Source organism: Candidatus Avelusimicrobium sp., from assembly GCF_050873505.1.
Classification (GTDB): Bacteria; Elusimicrobiota; Elusimicrobia; order Elusimicrobiales; family Elusimicrobiaceae; genus Avelusimicrobium.
In genome coordinates, this window is sequence record NZ_JBNMIY010000005.1 from 113,257 (window position 1) to 132,460 (window position 19,204).

General features: G+C 50.3%; 18 protein-coding genes. 13 read left to right on the plus strand and 5 right to left on the minus strand.

The features are described from left to right. Nucleotides 1-8: 8 nt before the first annotated feature. The 4 genes from ACR0QV_RS04380 to ACR0QV_RS04395 all read right to left on the minus strand — a co-directional run bounded on the left by ACR0QV_RS04380 (nt 9) and on the right by ACR0QV_RS04395 (nt 4,196). Nucleotides 9-626: a DUF47 domain-containing protein gene (locus ACR0QV_RS04380; protein WP_432634895.1), complete on the minus strand. Its 618-nt coding sequence runs from the start codon at nt 624-626 to the stop codon at nt 9-11. A 144-nt stretch (nt 627-770) separates the two neighbouring features. After that, nucleotides 771-2,135, minus strand: coding sequence for an acetate kinase (locus ACR0QV_RS04385; protein ID WP_428060600.1), 1,365 nt, complete (start codon nt 2,133-2,135; stop codon nt 771-773). A 158-nt stretch (nt 2,136-2,293) separates the two neighbouring features. Next, the gene (locus tag ACR0QV_RS04390; protein ID WP_428053411.1) at nt 2,294-2,965 is read right to left on the minus strand and encodes a toxin-antitoxin system YwqK family antitoxin; all 672 of its coding nucleotides are present in this window, start codon (nt 2,963-2,965) and stop codon (nt 2,294-2,296) included. A gap of 4 nt (nt 2,966-2,969) precedes the next feature. Further along, entirely contained in the window at nt 2,970-4,196 is a 1,227-nt protein-coding gene (locus ACR0QV_RS04395) for an NAD(P)/FAD-dependent oxidoreductase (RefSeq protein WP_432634897.1), read from the minus strand. Between the two features lie 94 nt (nt 4,197-4,290). On the opposite strand from ACR0QV_RS04395, the gene ACR0QV_RS04400 reads away from it, so the two are divergent. The 3 genes from ACR0QV_RS04400 (at nt 4,291) to ACR0QV_RS04410 (ending at nt 6,799) form a co-directional block, all read left to right on the plus strand. Beyond that, nucleotides 4,291-4,974: a hypothetical protein gene (locus tag ACR0QV_RS04400; RefSeq protein WP_432634899.1), complete on the plus strand. Its 684-nt coding sequence runs from the start codon at nt 4,291-4,293 to the stop codon at nt 4,972-4,974. 104 nt (nt 4,975-5,078) lie between these two features. Beyond that, nucleotides 5,079-5,753 (plus strand): hypothetical protein, encoded by a 675-nt coding sequence (locus tag ACR0QV_RS04405; protein WP_432634901.1) that lies wholly within the window; start codon nt 5,079-5,081, stop codon nt 5,751-5,753. 533 nt (nt 5,754-6,286) lie between these two features. Then, nucleotides 6,287-6,799 carry a type IV pilin protein gene (locus ACR0QV_RS04410; protein ID WP_432634903.1) on the plus strand — a complete coding sequence of 171 codons (513 nt, stop codon included), beginning with the start codon at nt 6,287-6,289 and terminating at the stop codon, nt 6,797-6,799. A 66-nt stretch (nt 6,800-6,865) separates the two neighbouring features. Here the strand turns inward: ACR0QV_RS04410 and ACR0QV_RS04415 are convergent, their stop codons facing one another. Then, nucleotides 6,866-7,420: a flavodoxin family protein gene (locus tag ACR0QV_RS04415; RefSeq protein ID WP_428052743.1), complete on the minus strand. Its 555-nt coding sequence runs from the start codon at nt 7,418-7,420 to the stop codon at nt 6,866-6,868. Between the two features lie 154 nt (nt 7,421-7,574). Between ACR0QV_RS04415 and mnmE the strand changes: the two genes are divergently transcribed. From mnmE to ACR0QV_RS04465, 10 genes are read left to right on the plus strand one after another with little or no spacing between them, the layout of a single operon-like run. Then, entirely contained in the window at nt 7,575-8,927 is a 1,353-nt protein-coding gene (gene mnmE / locus ACR0QV_RS04420) for a tRNA uridine-5-carboxymethylaminomethyl(34) synthesis GTPase MnmE (RefSeq protein ID WP_432634905.1), read from the plus strand. Continuing rightward, nucleotides 8,928-10,721, plus strand: a complete 1,794-nt coding sequence (gene mnmG, locus ACR0QV_RS04425) for a tRNA uridine-5-carboxymethylaminomethyl(34) synthesis enzyme MnmG (protein ID WP_432634907.1) — start codon at nt 8,928-8,930, stop codon at nt 10,719-10,721. Beyond that, a complete protein-coding gene (gene rsmG, locus ACR0QV_RS04430) occupies nt 10,702-11,346 on the plus strand; it encodes a 16S rRNA (guanine(527)-N(7))-methyltransferase RsmG (protein ID WP_432634909.1) in 645 nt (214 codons plus the stop codon). The genes mnmG and rsmG overlap by 20 nt, the downstream gene beginning before the upstream one ends. After that, entirely contained in the window at nt 11,346-12,656 is a 1,311-nt protein-coding gene (locus ACR0QV_RS04435; RefSeq protein WP_432634911.1) for a hypothetical protein, read from the plus strand. Before rsmG ends, ACR0QV_RS04435 begins: the two co-directional genes overlap by 1 nt. A 9-nt stretch (nt 12,657-12,665) precedes the next feature. Further along, nucleotides 12,666-13,559 (plus strand): 16S rRNA (cytosine(1402)-N(4))-methyltransferase RsmH, encoded by an 894-nt coding sequence (gene rsmH / locus ACR0QV_RS04440; RefSeq protein ID WP_432634913.1) that lies wholly within the window; start codon nt 12,666-12,668, stop codon nt 13,557-13,559. Further along, complete coding sequence (locus tag ACR0QV_RS04445; protein ID WP_428052754.1) at nt 13,556-13,813, plus strand: septum formation initiator family protein; 258 nt, start codon at nt 13,556-13,558, stop codon at nt 13,811-13,813. Before rsmH ends, ACR0QV_RS04445 begins: the two co-directional genes overlap by 4 nt. 2 nt (nt 13,814-13,815) lie before the next feature. Beyond that, complete coding sequence (locus ACR0QV_RS04450) at nt 13,816-15,528, plus strand: peptidoglycan D,D-transpeptidase FtsI family protein (protein ID WP_432634915.1); 1,713 nt, start codon at nt 13,816-13,818, stop codon at nt 15,526-15,528. A 17-nt stretch (nt 15,529-15,545) separates the two neighbouring features. Continuing rightward, nucleotides 15,546-16,889: a UDP-N-acetylmuramoyl-tripeptide--D-alanyl-D-alanine ligase gene (locus ACR0QV_RS04455; RefSeq protein ID WP_432634917.1), complete on the plus strand. Its 1,344-nt coding sequence runs from the start codon at nt 15,546-15,548 to the stop codon at nt 16,887-16,889. A gap of 3 nt (nt 16,890-16,892) precedes the next feature. Beyond that, entirely contained in the window at nt 16,893-17,978 is a 1,086-nt protein-coding gene (mraY, locus tag ACR0QV_RS04460; RefSeq protein ID WP_432634919.1) for a phospho-N-acetylmuramoyl-pentapeptide-transferase, read from the plus strand. A 5-nt stretch (nt 17,979-17,983) separates the two neighbouring features. Continuing rightward, nucleotides 17,984-19,204, plus strand: coding sequence for an FtsW/RodA/SpoVE family cell cycle protein (locus ACR0QV_RS04465; protein ID WP_432634921.1), 1,221 nt, complete (start codon nt 17,984-17,986; stop codon nt 19,202-19,204).

Here is a 19,204-nt window from a genome sequence, read left to right on the forward strand (position 1 = left end):
GGGCTCCGTTAATTATTTTTAACCAAAATAGATTCCACCATATTGGCGGCATATTCGCAAAAGTCGGTTACCGTTTCGCCCAGTTCGTAGAGTTCCTTTTGTTTCAAAATCATAATGGGGTCTTTTTCGTTTTCAAACAAATAGGTAATGGCTTCGTCGCGCAGGACGTCGCCCTCGTTTTCCAAGCGGTTGATTTCCACGCATTGGATAAGGGTTTCCTTCATATTTTTGTTGCTGCGCAGAGAGGCAAGTGCCTTTTGCAGAGCCTTAGAGGTCTGTGCAATGGTGTGCCCCATTTTTTTGCTGTATTCGGTCGGCTTTTGGATTTTGTACATACAAAAGCGGTTCGCCAGCAGGTAAATGCTATCTACAATATCGTCCAAGCGGTTGGCCAAGGCCAAAATGTCCTCGCGGTCAAACGGGGTGATAAAGGTTTCGTTTAACGTGTTAATGGTGGTGTGGGTGAGTTCGTCGCCATAGTGTTCAATTTCGTGCATTTCGCGGATGTTTTCGGGGGTAAATTCGCCGCTGTCAACGAGTTTTTTGTAAAACTCCGCCGCGCGGACGATATTTTCGCCCTGCTTATCAAACAAATCAAAAAACTTTACTTCTTTGGGTAAGAACATAAGTATGCTCCAATTAATTTTTTTCGTTCATCTTGCATCTTGCGGACCCGGTGCGAACCTGCTTCGGCCGGGAGGGTTACGGCTGTACTGCTTTTTGCTTTAAAAAAACGCCCGTTTGAATAACCAAACGGGCGCACATCAAAACTACTTGTTTAACTCCTGCTTTAACTGCTCGGGCAAATTAACGGCTGCCTTTAACAGGAAGGGGCGTTTTTTAACCTCTTCTATAAAGGCCGCATCGCGCAGTTTGTTGCGGTAGTCTTTCTCTTGGAAGATATAGCGGAACTTGGTATATACGTCATACGTTCCGGCCAAGAGGGCCACAATGTCTTGCACGCCGACGATTTCTTCGTCCGTCGGGATGACAAAGATTTTCACCGGCGAATTGTCGGCGGAAATGCGGCACTCGGCCTTGTTGGTGTCGGCGGCGTTGTTGCGCTCTTCGTCCAAGATAATGCCAAAGTTTTCAAGGCCTTTTAAAATCATTTCGCGGATGTTGGTTGCTCTTTCGCCCACCCCGGCGGTAAAGACAATGCTGTCCAACCGGCCCAAGGCGGCCATATACGCGCCAATGTACTTTTTAACGCGGTAGGATTCCACTTCCAAGGCCAGTTTGCACAGTTCGTCGCCGTTGGCGGCACCCTTGCGCACGTCGCGCTGGTCGGCAAAGCGGTCCCCGGTCAGGGCGTACATACCGCTCTTTTTATTCAAAATGGTGTACATTTCGTCCGGGCTCATATTGAGTTTCTTCATCATATGGAAGCAGATAGACGGATCCATATCGCCCGAGCGCGTGCCCATTACAAGGCCTTCTAACGGGGTTAAGCCCATAGAGGTATCCAAGCATTGGCCGTTCTTTACGGCGGTTACGCTGGCGCCTGCGCCAATGTGGCAGACGATAGTGTTTACCTCATCCACGTTTTTGCCTAATAATACGGCGGCGCGGCGGGAGGTATATAAAACGGAAGAACCGTGGAAACCATAGCGGCGGATTTGGTAATCGGTGTACCATTTGCGCGGCAACGCATACATATAGGAGGCCGCAGGCATCGTCTGGTGGAAGGCGGTATCCATTACGCAAACGTGCGTAACGTTGGGCAGCAGGGCGCGGGCGGCTTCAATACCCATAATGTGCGCCGGGTTGTGCAAGGGGGCCAAGTCGGAAATATTTTTCAGTTCCGCTACTACGCTGTCGTCCACGATGACGGATTTGGCAAATTTACCGCCGTGCACGATGCGGTGGCCTACCGCGCTGATGACGTTTACGTTTTCAATTACGCCGTGTTCCTTATCGGTCAGCGTTTCAATTACCAAGTTAATGGCGTCTTTGTGGTCTTTGCAATTTCTTTTTAATTCAAAGGAGGGGTAGCCGTTGCGGTCCTGGGAAATGAAGGAACCGTCAATGCCGATGCGTTCTACCGCGCCGGCGCAAAGGCTTTTCTTCTGGTCCCAGTCGTACACGCTGTACTTGACGGAAGAACTGCCGCAGTTTAAAAACAATATAATCATTTGGTTTAGAATCCTTATATAGGGCTCCCGCAGGAGCGGAATTTTGAAGGAAAATCCTTCCTCATTATTATTGTAGCAAAAAGAAACGCGGCGCGTTTGGATTTATAAAACAAGAACCCCAGGGCGGACCCGGGGTTCTTGTGCGGATACAAATAAGATTAGTGCGCCTTTTTAAGCGTCAGGACGCCGTCTTCAAAGAACCACTCTTCAATAAGCGCGCCCGTTTCGCTGAATTTTTTGGTTACGCCGTGGGGTTTTCCGTCCTTGTGGGGGGAGATAAGCGCAATCGTGCCGTTGGGGTGATAAATAATTTTATCGCCCACGATTTTATCGTTCTTATAGGTGCACTCGGAGCGCAAATCGCCGTCGGGCGTATAGACCTTGCTCACGCCGTTTAAGTAGCCCTTTTTATATTCGGCGCTTTCCAATACTTTGCCGTCCGGGTAGTATTTTACTTCTTTGCCGTCTTGGATGTCGTCCACGTACGACAATTCCTTATACAGGCGGCCCGTCGGGTGGAAGACGCGGGCTTTGCCTTCCAGCATACCGTCTTTGTAGAATTTTTCAATGCTTACTTTGCCGTTTTCAAAATAAATCTTGCAAATGCCGTTTCTCTGCCCGTTTTTAAATTCGCACTCAAAATAGACTTTGCCGTTTTCAAAAAATTCCTTTACAATCCCGTCGGGCATCGTGCCGGAGTGTTTTTCAATATCCAGGTTCTTATCCAAGGTTTCCTGATACACTTCCTTCCCGTCCACATAGTAAGTGCGCACAAAACCAACGTGCAACGGGTCGTTTAAACTGGTTGTCTTTCTAACGATATCTACCATATGCTTATTTCTCCTCCGACGCATTTTTGGCCGCTATATAGCCCGAGGCCCAGGCAAAATGTAAATTAAATCCGCCGCTTTTTCCGTCCACATCCAATAATTCACCCGTGATAAACAGCCCCGGGCATTTGAGGGACTCAAATGTATTATAGTTTATTTCTTTCGTGTTTACACCCCCTGTCGCGGCCATTGCTTCGGTCCACGGGCGCAAGCCCACGGCCGTAAGCGGCCACGCGGTGAGTGTTTCCCCTATACGTTTTAAACTGTTTGGGGTTTGCTCACGCATAGGGATATTTTTACGAAGCCCTATAAAATCAATCAGCAAATTAGCAATGCTTTCGTGCAAAATCCCGGCAAAAAAGTCCTTGGGTTTTCTAGCCGGGAATTGTTTTAGGCGTTCCTCCAAGAATTTTTTAGGTTCCTTTATTTGCGGGAAAAAGTTAATCGTCAGCGGCACATTTCCGTGCGTGAGTGCGCGCGATACGGCGGAACTAACGTTAAGTACCGCGGGGCCGTTTACACCGTAATTTGTAAAAAGAATTTCGCCTTCCGCCCGGGCGAGCAGGGTTTTATCCAGCCAGGCCGACAGTTCCACTTGGCTGCGGATACCCGTCAAGCGGGCGACGGCGGTTTCCTTTACGCAGAGCGCGCTTAACGTGGGGCGCGGCGTGATAAGGGTATGGCCCAGTTTTTTGGCAAGTTCGTAGCCCGCGTTTGTGCCCGTTAGTTGCGGGTACGCGCACGAACCGCACGCAAGCACCAATTTTTTGGCCTGAAAGGTTTGCCCTTGCTTTGTAGAAATTAAAAAGGTTTTGCCGTGCTTTACGCGGATTACTTCTTGCCCGGTTAAAAGTTCGGCTCCGGCTTCTTTTACGGACAGTTTAAGGGGTTCGGCTACGGCGGTGGATTTGCCCGTCTGCGGGAAAACGCGCCCCAAGGCTTCCTCTTGCGTGAGTACGCCCAACTGGTGGAAATAATCAAGTGCGTTTTGGAACGAAAATTGTTTTAAGGCGGACGAAATTAACTCCGGGTCCGCGTGGTAGTATTCGGGCGAAACATTGGCGTTTGTCAGGTTACAGCGTCCGTTGCCGCTAACCAAAATTTTGCGTGCGGGCAGGGCGTCTTTTTCCAGCAAAAGCGTTTTTTTACCGCGGCGTGCGCACTCCCGCGCGCATATCAGCCCGCTGGCACCCGCACCGATAATAATTACGTCGTAGATAGGCAAATTCATTTCATACAGTTTAGCAAAAAAAGAGGCGCTTTTCACTCTTGACAGTCCGCCGGGTAAGTATATACTATAAAAAGTAGCCAAAAAGGAGGGGTTTATGAGAATCGGATTTTTACTTTTTATTTTAGGGTTGAGCGTTACCGCTTCCGCCCAAATGTATCGCGTGGGGGGAACCTCGCGCGCGAGTTTCGGCTCCCAACAGGCGGAAGAGTCTGCTTCCGCACCTGCCACGCGCACTTTTAGCAGTTACGGCGCGAGACAGCAACGCACGCAACGGAGCAATAATTCCCAGACTACTGCTCCCACCGCACAGTCGGATGCTTCCGCTACCCAGCAGACTACCCCGGCAACAACAGGCAACGCGGCTCCGCAAACTCCGGCCGCGGGTAAAGGGAGCAAGGCAGACCAGAAGGCCGACAAAAATCAAAATGCTGGTCCCAAAGAGGGGGATAAAAAGGATAGCGGCGACCAACAGCAAGCGCAAGCCGCTGCAATGAGCCAAGTGCAGGCAATGATGAACAGTTTTGGGCTTTCCGCCCCGCAAACGGGCGTGCCGCAGACGACTGGACAAAAGGACCAAAAGACTGCTGGTAACCGGGGCAATACTTCCCGCGCGGGAAATGCTAACGCTTCTTCTCATCGTAGCGGTTCCTTTAATAAGGATACCAGTACGACTACCCCGCAAGTGCCGGATATGTCTGCCATAATGCAGGCGGCAAGTTCCGGGCAGATGCCGGACTTATCGGCCCTAATGGGCGGGCAAAGCACCGGGAAAAAATAAAACGCAGATAATTTTAGGCTGAAAAAATCCCCGGGCGAGTGCCTGGGGATTTTTATCTTGACTCTTTGCAAACGGAACTTATACTATATAACAAGGAGATTAAAATGAACCGTTTTCTTATTATTAGTGGTATTATGCTGGGGGCATCTGCGTTGCAGGCGGCTCCGGTTACGCAGGTTTCCGTGTCGCACCCGACGACCGCGGTGTCGGTCTCTCGTCCAACGACGGGGGCGGTTTCCGCTAAACCCACTACCGCCGTACAGGTAAAGAAGCCGACAACCTCGGTTACGGTTTCCAAACCGGCCACATCCGCTTCGGCCAGCCACCCGGTTACGGTGCCGATCGCCAGCCGTCCGGCTACTACGGTGGAAGTTTCCCGCCCGGAAACGCAATCCGCCGCCACCCGCCCTACAACGGGGGGAGAAACATCCGTTGCCAAAACGGGGAGCAATGCTTCGGTGGGGGGCAAAAAAGCCGCCGCGCCTGCTCCAATGGCGCAGGCCCAAACTTCTATGAGCAACTACCAGCCGATGAAGGCCAAAGATTTTAAGACAACTAAACCGCAACAGGCAGCGCAGCTAAGCGGGGGCGATTCGGGTTTGCAACCGTCTGCCGCTGAACAGGCCGCCAAGGCCTCGGCCGCGGCTGCTATGAGCGTAGCCAAAGGCAAGGACCCGTCCGCCGCTACCGCACAGACGATTCAGGGGCAAAATTCGGGTACAGGCTCAGCCTTGTTAAACTTACTCAAACAAAAGGCCGCCGGAAATACCGCCAAATAGTTGGCCCATAAAAATTTTTTGCATATCCCTTGGTGTATTATTATGCGCCAAGGGGGTTTTATTGCCTTTTGGGGAGTTCCTAATAAACAGACTGGATCCCGGGTCCACGCCCGGGATGCCCTCCATTTTTATAAGAGGACCTTTTCCATTGTCATCCCCGAGGAATTTAGTCGGGGATCTGTTGTTTCGTAAGAGAACAACAACAGCGAAAGACAGATTCCCGACTACGACACTCGGGAATGACAAGAGAAAAAGACTATGTATTAAACAAGCGGTCACCCTGAATTTATTTCAGGGTCCAGCCGAGGATTGACTCTCTTACGCTGGATACTGAAACAAGTTCAGTATGACGACTAAAAAATGTAGTTTTTGTCGTTGCGTTTTCGTAGTTCTTTTTTAAGGGGTTGTTTCATTTTTTTTTTTTGTTAAAATTTTGATAAATTGCGGTGGTCGTACCCGGATGTATCCGGTGTATAAAAACGCGTATAAAAGGCCGTTTTGCTCAAATATAAAGGTATTAAAAGGAGATAAAAATGAACAAAAATAAAAAGGGCTTTACCCTGATAGAATTGTTGGTAGTAGTTCTCATTATCGGCATATTGGCGGCGGTAGCAATGCCGCAATATACCAAAGCGGTAGAGAAAAGTCGTATGACGGAAGCCTGGACGACTTTAAATGCTATTGAGAAAGCGATTGCTGTTAAAAATTTGGAAACAGGGTCTCTTACGGAACAATATAAATTTGAGGATTTGGATTTATCTTTTGTGGATAAGGATGGAAAACCTGCTACTGGAACTTATTTTAACACGAACAATTTTAGTTATGAAATTACTAGTTCTTATAATGGAACAGGGTATCATGGCCGAGCGATTCCCAACCAAAAGGGAGGATTTGATGAAGAACGGTATATGTTTTTAACCTTGATTAATGGCAAACGCTATTGTGCAGGGGGAAACAGTAACAATACGGGATGTCAAAAATATGCTGGCCTTACTAAGTCAGGTGGAACGGGTTGTATAAGTGGAAATATTTGTTTTACTGAATAGGTCGTTTTTTCGTAAAACTACCCCGCTAATTTATGTTAGCGGGGTAATTTAAAGTATTCCTTTATCCTACATCGTTTTGCCAAATTCCAAGGCTTCTTTCAGTTTGCCTGTTTTGATAATTTCGCCCGGCGCACCTACGCCGCCCGCCAAAACCATACCGCGGTCCTTCCAGCCCAAATAGTTGGCAATGCTGTGATAGGTGGCTTTTAGACCGTCATAGTCGCCGTCTTTTTCGGTGCCTTCGGCCGCGGCCAGCAGTACGCACTCTTTAATTTTCAGTTTGCGCGGGGCAATGTCCTTCATATACGCATACAATTTATCAATAGCGGCCTTTAACTGCGCGCTCATCGTAAACCAATACAAGGGTGTGCAAAATACCAGCATATCGGCCTCTTCCAACATCGGGGCCAATTTGTCAAAGTTATCTTTAAACACGCACGGCTCCTTGGCGGACCAGCATTTGTCGCACGCGTGGCACGGAAGCACCGGGTGAAAAGCCGTCTCAAACACTTTTACCGTGTGGCCCGCAAATTTGGCCCCTTGAATAAACGCATCCGCAAGGAGAGCCGAATTGCCCAGTTGGCGCGGGCTGCCCGTAAGCACTAAAATATTTTTACCCATATAAAAAAGTCCTCCAAACCGTCCGCCCTTTTAAGCGGAAAAAGAATATTTAGATTATAGTTTTTTGCCTGCGTTTTGGCAAGTATAAAAAAGTCCATTTTTCCCAATACAAAAAACGCCCCGCAAGCGTATGAAAAATTGATAAAATATACCTATGCAAACTACTATCTGCGCCTTGGCCAGCGGTATGGGCGGAGCGGTGGCGTTAATTCGCCTCTCCGGCCCGCAGTCGCTCGCCTTATTTTTAACGCTTGCCCACCGCCAAACGGCGCCCGAGCCGCGCAAACAAATTTTCTGTACGCTTTACGACGGTAACGACGTGCTGGATAAAGCCTTGGTAACGTATTTTAAAGCCCCGCACTCTTACACCGGCGAGGACGTGGTGGAATTTGCCGTCCACGCGTCGCCTTACATCAAGGGGCGGCTTTTGGAACTGCTGTGCGAAAACGGGGCCTCTATGGCGCGGCGGGGGGAATTTTCCCAACGGGCGTTTTTAAACGGAAAAATGGACTTAGTAGAAGCGCAGGGCCTGTGCGATTTAATCGCTTCGGGCAATAAACAAGCGCACAAACTGGCTATGGACTCGCTGGACGGCAAACTGTCCGCGCGCTTGGCCGATATGAAGACCAAACTTTCCGAACTTTTGGCGCAAATAGAAGTCCGCTTGGACGATGTGGACGAGGAAATGACGCCGCTGTCCGACGAGTTTGTATCGGGCGAAATAAACGCGGTACTGGCGCATATCAAGGCGTTGGCTGACACCTTTTCCGTCGGAAAATATATTAAAGACGGCCTCAAAACCGCTATCGTTGGCGCACCTAACAGCGGTAAATCCAGTTTGTTAAATGCCCTTGTCGGTTTTGACCGGGCAATAGTTTCCTCCGCTAGCGGAACCACGCGCGATACGGTGGAAGAAACGCTTGAAATTAACGGGCAAAAAATTATTTTGACCGATACCGCAGGCATCCGCGAACACGCCCTGGACCCGGCGGAAAAAGAAGGGATGAAGCGCAGTTTGCGTGCAATGCAGGGCGCGGACCTGATTTTATTTGTGTTGGATTCTTCCCGTGCGCTTACGCAAGAGGAAAAAGATTTATGGCAGGATATCCGCCGCCAACCAAAGCGCACTCTTATCGTGCTGAATAAAACCGACGCCGTGCAAGCCCCGGTTTGCCCGCTGACGGAGTGCGGAAATTATACGGTTTTGCCCGTATCTTGCAAAATGGGCAATGGGTTAAATGCCTTAAAACAGGCCATTACCGCCGACATTACCGAAGCGCAAACGGCGGATGGGCTAATGATTTCCAACCTGCGCCATTACGAGGCGTTAATCAACGCACAAACCGAGTTGGAAAGCGCGTTAATCCGCTTGGCCGCCCACGCGGGGGGCGAAATTTACGCCGAGCACCTGCGCCGCGCGCTTAATTATTTACAAGATTTGATTGGAGAGGTAACGCCCGATGACGTATTGGGGATTATCTTCTCCAAGTTCTGTATGGGGAAATAAATGTTTGTTTGCGAAGATAAGTATGACGTTATTGTAATCGGGGGCGGGCACGCCGGGTGCGAAGCCGCCTTGGCTTCGGCCAAATTGGGGACCAAAACGCTCCTGCTTACCCAAAGTTTGGATACGGTGGCCCAAATGTCTTGCAATCCGTCCATTGGCGGGATTGCCAAGGGGCAAATCGTGCGCGAAATTGACGCCTTGGGTGGTGCTATGGGCCGCGTAACGGACCACGCCGCCTTGCATTATCATATGCTTAATACGGGCAAGGGCCCGGCGGTGCACTCTCCGCGCGTACAATGCGATAAAAAAGTTTACCAGTTTACCTTTAAACATTTTTTGGAATTACAGCCCAATTTGGACATTATGCAGGACGAAGCCGTCAAAATTTCCACTTCGGATAACGGCGTAAACGGCGTGCTGACCCTGCGCAACACCTTTTACCATACCAAGGCCGTTGTGTTGACGACGGGCACCTTTTTGGCGGGGACCATACACATCGGTACCGAAATGTTTAAGGGCGGCCGCTATAATGATATGCCCTCTGACGGACTTGCCAAAAACTTGCGCGAAGATTTACATTTGCATATGTTGCGCTTTAAAACGGGTACGCCGATGCGTATTAACGCACGCGGGTTGGATTATTCCAAATTCCGCTTGCAGCCGTCGGATAATCCGTTGCAGCCTATCTCCCACTTTACCGATGTAAAAGCCCAACAACAGCGCCGGTTTTTAAGTTGCCACATTACCCGCACCACCTTGGAAACGGATAAAATTCTGCGCGCCAATTTCCAACGCTCGGCTATGTATAGCGGGCATATCCACGGGATGGGGCCACGCTATTGCCCGTCGGTAGAGGATAAAATCAAAAAATTCCCCGATGTTACCAGCCACCCGCTGTTTTTGGAGCCGGAAGGCTTCCATACGGAGGAATATTATATACAGGGCTTTTCTACCAGTATGCCCGAGGACGTTCAGCGCGCCTTGATAAAATCTGTGCCGGGTATGGAAAACGCCTCTATCACGCGCCCCGGTTATGCGGTGGAATACGACTTTTCCGACCCGCGCGATTTGTTCCCGTCGCTGGAAAGCAAACTCGTGCCCAACTTGTTTTTAGGCGGGCAGATTAACGGTACGACCGGGTACGAAGAGGCCGGCGGACAGGGGTTAATGGCGGGTATCAATGCGGCCTTAAAAACCTTGGGCAAGGAGCCCTTTGTCCTGCGCCGCGACGAAGCCTATATCGGCGTGCTTATTGACGATTTAGTAAACAAGGGCGTAAACGAGCCCTACCGTATGTTTACCTCGCGTGCCGAATACCGCATTTTACTGCGTAACGACAACGCGGATTTGCGCCTAATGCCCCACGCCTTTGAACTAGGATTACTGGAAGAAAAATATAAAGCGCCGTTTGAAAAATACCGCGCCTTGTGCGAGAAATTAATTGAACACCCCGGCGCACAAGTGGACGAAACCGACGAAGATTTATTCCCGTGGACGGTGGAAAAGGCCCGCACCCACGCCGATATTCACAATAAATACGCAGGCTATTACGAGCGTAATAAAAAGGATGCCGAAAAACTGGCGGAAATGGATAATATCAAAATTCCAGAAGGGTTTGACCCGTCCGCCGTGCGCGGCATTTTGTTTGAAAGCGCCCAAAAACTGCGCGAGGTAAAACCGCAAACCTTGGGGCAGGCCGGGCGTATCCCGGGCGTAACCCCGGCGGATTTACAGTTGCTGGCGGTGCATATTGAACGCTACCGGAGACTCAAAAATGCTCAAAACGCTGACTGATTTTGCTCAAACGCTTAACTTGCCGCTTACCCAGGCTCAGGCCGAAAAAATGCTGGCCTACGCCAATTTGGTTTGGGGCAAAAAGGACTTTTTAAACTTAACCAGCGCGGCGGATTTAAACGAAGTCATCACCCGCCACATTTGCGACGGCCTTACCGCGGCGGCCAAAATAAACGGCCTAATACACGCTAAAAAGGTGGACTCTCCGCAGGTGGCCGATGTTGGCGCGGGGGCCGGGTATATCGGTATTACGGTGGCGCTTGCTTTGCCGGAAATTCAGGTAACGCTGGTGGAAAGCATTGAAAAGCGTTGCTCGTTTATGAACTGGGCCCTTATGCAACTGGGCATTAAAAACGCCAAGGTAAAACAGGCTCGCCTGGGGCAGGGTACTTCGTTTCAATTTGATTTTGTAACCGAGCGCGCGATGGGCCAACTGCCCGATATATTGGAAATTTGTTTGGGCGCGCTTAAACCGGGCGGAGTGTTTATTGCTTTTCAGGGCGAGCACCCGCAGGCCGATATGTGCCACCCGGAAAAATACCAAGGAATTTTGCTAGGTGTAGAGCGTTATACGTTGCCGGATGACAATAAAAAGCGTCATTTGGCGTTGTTTGGAAGAATTTAATGGATACCTTTAAAAAGTTAGCCTGTCTTGCGCTGATACTTGCGGTGCTTTTATGCACGCCGCACGTTTTGCGTTCGTTCGGGCTGACGGCCAAGGACGTGGTAAATGCCTTGTTCTCGGAAACGCCGCGCGAGGATGCCGTTCCGCTCCCCGTGCCCGAAAAGGAAGCCCCGGCGCCCGCTGTGGACCCCAACCGCGGGCACGCGCGCGAAAATAGGCCTGATATTTCGGTGCCGCCCCCGGCTTCGGCCTCGGCGGTGGAATATTCGCCCGAAGAGGAAAAGAAATTTAACGAAATGATTTCCGGCTTGGAACACGTGGCCTTAAATGCGCCCAAGAGCGAAGGGGCCGCCTTGGAAGCCGTCCCCGTTCCGGCTTACCGTCCGACGGATTCCGCGCATAAGGTGCGTTGGTCTCCGCCGCCGCCCGGCTTTTTAACGGCGGATACGTTTAACTATTTGATTTACCGCGAAAAAAATCCCGTAACCGAAAATATCAAAACGGTGTTGGATACGATTCACGGCAATTTGATGTTGGATTTAACTCCGTTTACGCTGGTTATCAAACCCAACAAAATTTTGGTTATGCTGTTTGGCGAAAAGGACAGTTATATGAGTTTTACCAAGCGTCCGGCGTGGTCGGGGGCGTCGTCTGACTTGCGGGCCGATACAATGTATGTAATAGAGGGGAACAGTTTTTATCCGCTTTCCGTACACGAACTGACGCACCTGTATTTTGACGGGTACTTTTTGCCGACGATATCGCCGTTGTGGCTGTCCGAAGGGATGGCGGTGTATATGCAAATTTACGCCACCAAGCAAAAGCCCAGTTGGGTGGACAGAAGCCTCTTGCGCATTGTGAAGGGTACTTATATCCCCTTGGAAGAAATGACCCAAACCGAGGATTTGAGCCAATATCCCAACGATAAAGCGGAACTGTGGTACACACAGGCGTATAGTTTGGTGGATTATTTGTTAAATTCCCGCTCGCGGGACGAATTTTATAAATTAAGCACGGAAATAAAGGCCAAAACGCCCTTGCACCAGGCCTTGTACCGTGCGTTTGGTATGCCCTTTAATAAGGTGAGCGTATTGGAAAATGTGTGGCTGCACGATTTGCAAAAGGCCTATCAGGCGGGAAAACTGGTTTCACCCCAAAAAACACCCGCCCCGCAGAAGCCGGCTGCTAAAAAGCCGGAACCCGTTAAGCAACCGCAGGCCGCAAAACCGGCCCCCAAACCGCAGCCCAAAAAGGCACCCCAGCAAACGAAAATTAACAAATTGCAAATGGTGCCCGTGATGAAGTATTAGGAGAATTTTATGACAGAACAACTTTGGACCCATATCCCCATTATGGCCGCGCAGATAGCAGACTATTTGCTTACCAATTTTGAAGGCACTTATATTGACGGTACCCTGGGCCTTGGCGGGCACACCAAGTATTTTTTAAGCCATTTGGGCGCGCGTGCGCGTGTGTTGGGCTTTGATAAGGACGAGGAAGCCCTGAAAATGGCCCAAGAACGCGTAAACGACCCGCGTTTAAAAGTGTTTCATAAAAGTTATACCGAGGCCCCGGCGGTGCTGAAAGAATTAAATCTTCCGGGTGCGGACGGCGCGCTGTTTGATTTGGGGTTAAGTTCTTACCAGTTGGATAACCCGGCGCGCGGATTTAGCATTTTGCGCGACGGCCCCCTGGATATGCGCTTTGACAAGCAAAATCCGTTAAGTGCGGCCGTTATCGTAAACACTTGGCCAATGGCGGAATTGGAGCGCGTTTTGACCCAATACGGCGAGGAACGCAACGCTACCAGAATTGCGCTTGCCATTATGCACGCCCGCAAGGAAGCCCCCATTGAAACCACCCAACGCTTAAAAGAGGTGGTGGAAACGGTGTACGGTCCCAAGCGCGGTAAAACGCACCCGGCCACGCAAACCTTTCAGGCGTTGCGTATTGCCTGCAATAGGGAATTGGAATCGGTGGAGCAGGCGCTTAATTCGCTGGCGGAAATCATTAAGCCGGGCGGACGGGCGGCTATTTTAACCTTCCACTCGTTGGAGGACCGATTGGTAAAGACCCATTTTAAGGCCTTGGCGCAAAGCGGGGAGTGGAAACTGGTTACCAAGCACGCCCTCGCGCCGGATTACGCAGAAGTCCGCCAGAACCGCCGTGCCCGCAGCGCTAAATTGCGCGTAATTGAAAGAGTGAAAAAATGAAATACTTTGTTTTATTATTTATTTTGTGTTTGTTTGGTTTTATGGTGGCGGCGATGCGTATTGAAATTAACCGCTCGGGCCGGGCGATTAGCCAGGTGCAAAACGAGGTGGAAATCAAAGAAGCCCGCAACCAATATTTGGAACTGGAAATTGCCCGCTTGTCCGGGCCCCAGCACGTTACGGCTTACGCGCAGGAAAAGTTGGGCTTGGTGCCCGCCAAGCCGCACGAAATTATTATTTTGGATGATAAATAAGTATGTTTAAAAGACCCCTCTCATCCCCGGATGTATTTAACGTAAAAAGCCGGATGAAGATTGCCGTAAGGCTCATTTTAATTGCGCCGCTGCTGATTTTTTGCAAACTTTTTTATATGCAAACCTTCCAGCACGACGAGTTTTCCTCCAAGGCCGAGCGCGCCATTTATAACTACTTGGCCGAGGACCGCCTGCGCGGGAAAATCTTGGACGTAAACGGCCGGGAACTGGCCGAATCGGTCCGCACGCACTCCTGCGGTGTAAATAAACGCTATGTAAAGGACAAAAATAAAACGGTAGCCTTTTTGTCCGAAACATTGGGCATCCCCAAAAGCCGCATTTTGGAAAAGTGGAACCGCGCTTCCAACTTCTTCTTTGTGGCTAAAAAAATTAAGCCGGATAATTACATTAAAATTTCCCAAATTCTGCGCACGACACTGGGGCAAGGGTTAGAATTAACCCCGGAGTACGAGCGTATCCACCCGTACGGGCAAAGTGCGCTGGATATTGTGGGCGCGGCCAACTCCAAAAACTTGGGGCTTTCCGGCGTGGAACAAATGTTTAACCGCGAACTCAGCCAGGACATCAGCAAAAAGCGCGCCAAACGCGCCCGCCGCGGCGAAATCATTTACGACAGAAAATTAAAAGAGGAACTTTCCGTCGCCAACGTCTATTTGACGATAGACGAGGTCGCCCAGTTCTATGCCGAAACCGCCCTCAAACGCGCGGTGGATTCCGTAGGGGCAGAGCACGGCATTGCGCTGGTGCAGGAGCCGAAGACGGGCAAAATTTTAGCCGCCGCTTCCTACCCGGTTAAAGACGGTCAGTCCTTGGCGTTCCAATTTACTTATGAGCCGGGTTCTACGTTTAAAACGATTGCCGTTTCCTCCGCGTTGGATGCGGGTGTCGTTAGCGTTACGGACAGTATTGATATGGAAGGCCGCCGCTGGGAAGTGGCCCGCGGGGTCGTTGTGCGCGATAACCAGCACAAAAAGGATTTCCTTTCTATCCCCGAAATTATGCAGCTTTCCTCTAACATCGGCGCCGGGAAAATTGCCGTAGAATTGGGAGCCAAAAACCTGTTCTACTATATTAAGGCCTTCGGTTTTGGCACTAAGACGGATATTAACTTTAACGGTGAGTCCAAGGGCAATGTGCCCCCGTATAATAAATGGACCAAAGTAGATACCGCCACCAAGGGCTATGGCTACGGGGTGGCCGTTACGCCTATCCAGTTGATTAACGCCTATTCCGCGGTGGCAAACGGCGGCGTGCTGATGCAACCGCACCTGATTGACCGCATTGAATACGCGGGCGGCAAGGTGGAAAAACTTTCCAAACCCGTAAAAATCCGCCGCGTCTTGCGCGAGGAAACCTCCCAAACGATGATAAAAGTGTTGGAAAGCGTGGTAGAGGCCGGTTCGGGCAAGCGTGCGCGCATTACGGGCTATAACGTGGCCGGAAAAACGGGTACGGCTGAAAAGTTGAGCAAAGAGGGGGGCTACGCCAAGCGCAGCCATATTGCTTCGTTCTGTGGTTTTGTGCCCGCCAGCGACCCTCAATTTACAATTTTGGTAGTTTTAGATAACCCCGCCAAATACACCTTTGGCGGTACCGCCGCCGCTCCGGCGTTTAAAGAAATTGCCGAGCGGCTGCTCGCCTTAAAGGGCGTTCCACCCGACCAGTTGGACTTTGAGCCGGGCACCAAGATTTGATTTAGTAAGGAGACCGTATGAAACTTAATTTGTCTGTCCGCAAAATTGCGGAAATTACCGGGGCGGAACTTATTTCACCCGCGCCGGATACACTTGTAACCGCTTTCGTTACCGATTCGCGCGTGGTGGCCCCGGGCGATGCGTTCATCGCCTTGAAAGGCCAAAAGCACGACGCCCGCAAATTTATCCCCGATGTGCTTGCCAAAGGGGCAAGCGTTATCTTGGCCGAAAAAGGCTTTGACGTACCCAAAAATTCCAAGGCGTCCTTTTTGCTGGTGGATGATTCGTTAAAGGCGCTCCAAGCCCTTGCCAAATACCACCGCTTAAACAGCACCTTAAAGGTGGCCGCCATTACGGGTTCCAACGGGAAAAGCACCACCAAGCAAATGCTTCGCGCCATTTGCGAAACCGCGGGCGAAACGGCCGCCAATATGGGTAATTTTAACAACCAGTTTGGAGTGCCCTTTTCCTTATTGGAAATCCAGCCCAAACACAAATTCGGCGTGTTTGAACTGGGCGCTTCCCACCCCGGCGATATTTTGGAAACGGCCTCTTTGGCGGTGCCGGATGTGGCGGTAATTACCAATGTGGGGCCGTCCCACCTGGAATTTTTCCACGATTTGGAAACCATTTATAAAACCAAAACCGAAATTGCCCAATGTTTAAATTTCGGCGGAACCTTGGTGTATAACGCCGACGATGAATATTTATCCCGCCTGAAAACGGAGTTTAAGGGCAAAAGTTTGTCCTTTGGCTTTCATCCGGGGGCGGACTTGCAGATTTTAGATACCGAAAAATTCTCGTTTACCTATAAAGGCGAAGCCTATGTGCTGGATTTGAATTTGGCCCGCCACGATAAGTTAAATGCGGCGGCGGCCGCGGCGGCGGCTATTGCCTTAGGACTGTATATGGATAATGTAAAGAAAGGGCTGCTTTCCTTTACGCCGATGCCGATGCGTATGGAACATTTGCATAAAAACGGCGTGGAATTTATCTTGGATTGCTACAATGCCAACCCGGCCAGTATGAAGAACGCCTTGGAAATTTTGGGCCGCGCTTCCGATGAACCGCGCGTAGCGGTGCTGGGCGATATGAAGGAACTGGGCGAAACCTCCAAGGAATACCACCGCTTGGTGGCCAGAGAAGTGCTGGATAATCACATTAACTACTGCTTTTTGGCGGGGCCGGAAATGAAATATGCCTACGAAAAATTGCAAACGGCGCCGGGCGTAAAGGTGTTTTACGCCGAAACGCCCCAAGGCTGGACGGGCGAGTTAAAAAAGGTGCTTGCCAAGGGGGGCACTTGCTTGGTGAAAGCGTCCCGCTCTATGAATTTTGAAAATATTTTAAAGGAGATTTAACCCGTGCTTTATTATTTATCGCAATTTACTGATAATATCAGTTTTTTAAATATATTTAGTTACATCACGTTCCGTACCGGGGCGGCGATTTTTACGTCCTTTTTCCTGACGCTTCTTATTGGACCCAAAGTGGTGGCCAAGTTGCGCTCCTACAAAATCCAGCAGATTGAACGCCAATACGGCCCTGCGTCCCACTTATCCAAAAGCGGTACGCCGACAATGGGCGGACTACTGATTTTTGTCAGTTTGATTGCCAGCGTCCTCTTGTGGGCGCGGTTGGACAGTAACTATATTTGGCTGCTTGTGTTTACCACGGTTACCCTTGGGATTGCGGGCGTAATGGACGATTACACCAAACTCGTTAAAAAGAACCCGGAGGGTATGAAGTCCTCTATCAAATTGGCTATCCAGTTGTTTACGGCGGTGGTTGTTGTGGGCTATTTGGCCTTAAATCCGCCAAACGGGGAATATTCTACCTCGCTTATTATCCCGTATATGAGCAAGATGTTTATTGACCTGTCCGTTTTTTATTTTGCGTTTGCAATGCTCGTGATTGTGGGCTCGTCTAACGCTACGAACCTAACGGACGGGCTGGACGGGCTGGCCAGCGGCTGTATGGTGTTTACAGCGGCCACTTACGGGATTGTGGCGTACCTGGCGGGCAATTTCCACTTTGCGGACTATTTAAAGATTATTTATGTGCCGGGTGCGGGGGAAATTACCGTGTTTATGGGCGCTCTTATCGGGGCGTGTATGGGGTTTTTATGGTTCAATTCCTACCCCGCGCAGGTATTTATGGGCGATACCAGTTCCCTCTTTTTGGGCGGTGTAATCGGTACGGCGGCCCTGTGCGTAAAGCAGGAACTTTTGCTCCCGATTGCGGGCGGTATTTTTGTGTTGGAAACCGTGTCCGTTATGCTGCAAATGGGGTACTTTAAATTAACGCACGGCAAGCGGCTTTTTAAAATGGCGCCAATTCACCACCATTTTGAACTGATGGGCGTGCCGGAGCCAAAAGTGATTGTGCGCTTTTGGATTGTGGGCGCAATGCTGATGCTGTTGGCCTTGGCCTCGCTTAAAATCCGCTAACGCTTATGAAACTATTTAACAAGGCGCCCCAGCGGCGCAACACCTTTACGCGGCGCACCCCGTCTATGGCGGGGCGCGGGTTTTCCGCCGGGCGGCAGGCCGGGTGGAGCCCGCTTAAACTGGATATGCGCATAGCGTTTATTGCGTTTGCGTTTGTGCTCTTTGGGCTGATTTTTACCTATTCGTCCAGCGCGTTTGATTCCACGCTGTTTTTTAAACGCCAAATGCTGTTTGATTGTATGGGCGTGTGTGCGGCGTTGTTTTTGTCTCAGACGTTTGACCGTTTAATGCGCATTAAACTGTTTAAGCCGATAAACCTAATGTATTTTACCTGGGTGCTGCTAGTCATCGTGCTTTTTACGCGCCAGCAGGCCAATGTGCACCGCTGGATTGACTTCGGCTTTTTTAAGTTGCAACCTTCGGAAATCGCCAAAGTAACCTTGGTAATTTACATTGCCGATTATTTGGAAAAGGTAGCCGGACGGCTGGCCAAAAATTGGAAACTCCTCATTAACCCTATGCTGGTGGCGGGGATTACGCTCGTGCTTATTTTGGCGGAAAAGGACTTGGGTACGCCTATGCTTATGGGCGGCGTATTTGCCTTAATGCTGTTAATGGCGGGGGCGCGCTTTTTGCACTTGTGCGTGCCGGGCATTGTTTTACTGCCTGTGCTGTACCGTTTGCTCTTTGGCGTGGGGTACCGGCGCGACCGTATGTTATCCTTTTTAAACCCGTTTGCCACCGAGGGCTCCACGGGCTACCAGTTGGTGCAATCGTTTTTGGCGGTGGGTTCCGGCGGTTGGTTCGGCAAAGGGTTAGGTAATAGCGAACTGAAACTGGAATATTTGCCTGCGGCCCATACGGACTTTATTTTCTCCATTATGTGCGAGGAAGTGGGGTTGTTTGGCGGGGCGATTATTTTGGGCTTCTTTTGCTGGTTGCTTATCCAAGGGGTCAGTTTGGCCCGCATTGCCAAAACGCATTTCCGCAGTTTTACCATTTTCGGGCTGACTTGTACCATTTGCTTGCAGGCATTTTTTAATATGGCTATGGCTATTGGCTTGCTGCCCACCAAGGGTATCGCCTTGCCGTTCTTTTCCTACGGCGGTTCGTCTGTGATTATGACGCTGGTGATGATTGGCATTATCCTAAATTTGGCCGCTGTGGATAACACGCAAAATAACGTGCGCGAGGACATCACGCACTTTAAAAACAGGAAAAAATAA

Excerpts from the sequence above, each read along its gene's own strand:
- ACR0QV_RS04380 (WP_432634895.1), bottom strand. The coding sequence starts at position 626 with ATGTTCTTACCCAAAGAAGTAAAGTTTTTTGATTTGTTTGATAAGCAG.
- ACR0QV_RS04385 (WP_428060600.1), bottom strand. The coding sequence starts at position 2,135 with ATGATTATATTGTTTTTAAACTGCGGCAGTTCTTCCGTCAAGTACAGC.
- ACR0QV_RS04390 (WP_428053411.1), bottom strand. The coding sequence starts at position 2,965 with ATGGTAGATATCGTTAGAAAGACAACCAGTTTAAACGACCCGTTGCAC.
- ACR0QV_RS04395 (WP_432634897.1), bottom strand. The coding sequence starts at position 4,196 with ATGAATTTGCCTATCTACGACGTAATTATTATCGGTGCGGGTGCCAGC.
- ACR0QV_RS04400 (WP_432634899.1), top strand. The coding sequence starts at position 4,291 with ATGAGAATCGGATTTTTACTTTTTATTTTAGGGTTGAGCGTTACCGCT.
- ACR0QV_RS04405 (WP_432634901.1), top strand. The coding sequence starts at position 5,079 with ATGAACCGTTTTCTTATTATTAGTGGTATTATGCTGGGGGCATCTGCG.
- ACR0QV_RS04410 (WP_432634903.1), top strand. The coding sequence starts at position 6,287 with ATGAACAAAAATAAAAAGGGCTTTACCCTGATAGAATTGTTGGTAGTA.
- ACR0QV_RS04415 (WP_428052743.1), bottom strand. The coding sequence starts at position 7,420 with ATGGGTAAAAATATTTTAGTGCTTACGGGCAGCCCGCGCCAACTGGGC.
- mnmE (WP_432634905.1), top strand. The coding sequence starts at position 7,575 with ATGCAAACTACTATCTGCGCCTTGGCCAGCGGTATGGGCGGAGCGGTG.
- mnmG (WP_432634907.1), top strand. The coding sequence starts at position 8,928 with ATGTTTGTTTGCGAAGATAAGTATGACGTTATTGTAATCGGGGGCGGG.
- rsmG (WP_432634909.1), top strand. The coding sequence starts at position 10,702 with ATGCTCAAAACGCTGACTGATTTTGCTCAAACGCTTAACTTGCCGCTT.
- ACR0QV_RS04435 (WP_432634911.1), top strand. The coding sequence starts at position 11,346 with ATGGATACCTTTAAAAAGTTAGCCTGTCTTGCGCTGATACTTGCGGTG.
- rsmH (WP_432634913.1), top strand. The coding sequence starts at position 12,666 with ATGACAGAACAACTTTGGACCCATATCCCCATTATGGCCGCGCAGATA.
- ACR0QV_RS04445 (WP_428052754.1), top strand. The coding sequence starts at position 13,556 with ATGAAATACTTTGTTTTATTATTTATTTTGTGTTTGTTTGGTTTTATG.
- ACR0QV_RS04450 (WP_432634915.1), top strand. The coding sequence starts at position 13,816 with ATGTTTAAAAGACCCCTCTCATCCCCGGATGTATTTAACGTAAAAAGC.
- ACR0QV_RS04455 (WP_432634917.1), top strand. The coding sequence starts at position 15,546 with ATGAAACTTAATTTGTCTGTCCGCAAAATTGCGGAAATTACCGGGGCG.
- ACR0QV_RS04465 (WP_432634921.1), top strand. The coding sequence starts at position 17,984 with ATGAAACTATTTAACAAGGCGCCCCAGCGGCGCAACACCTTTACGCGG.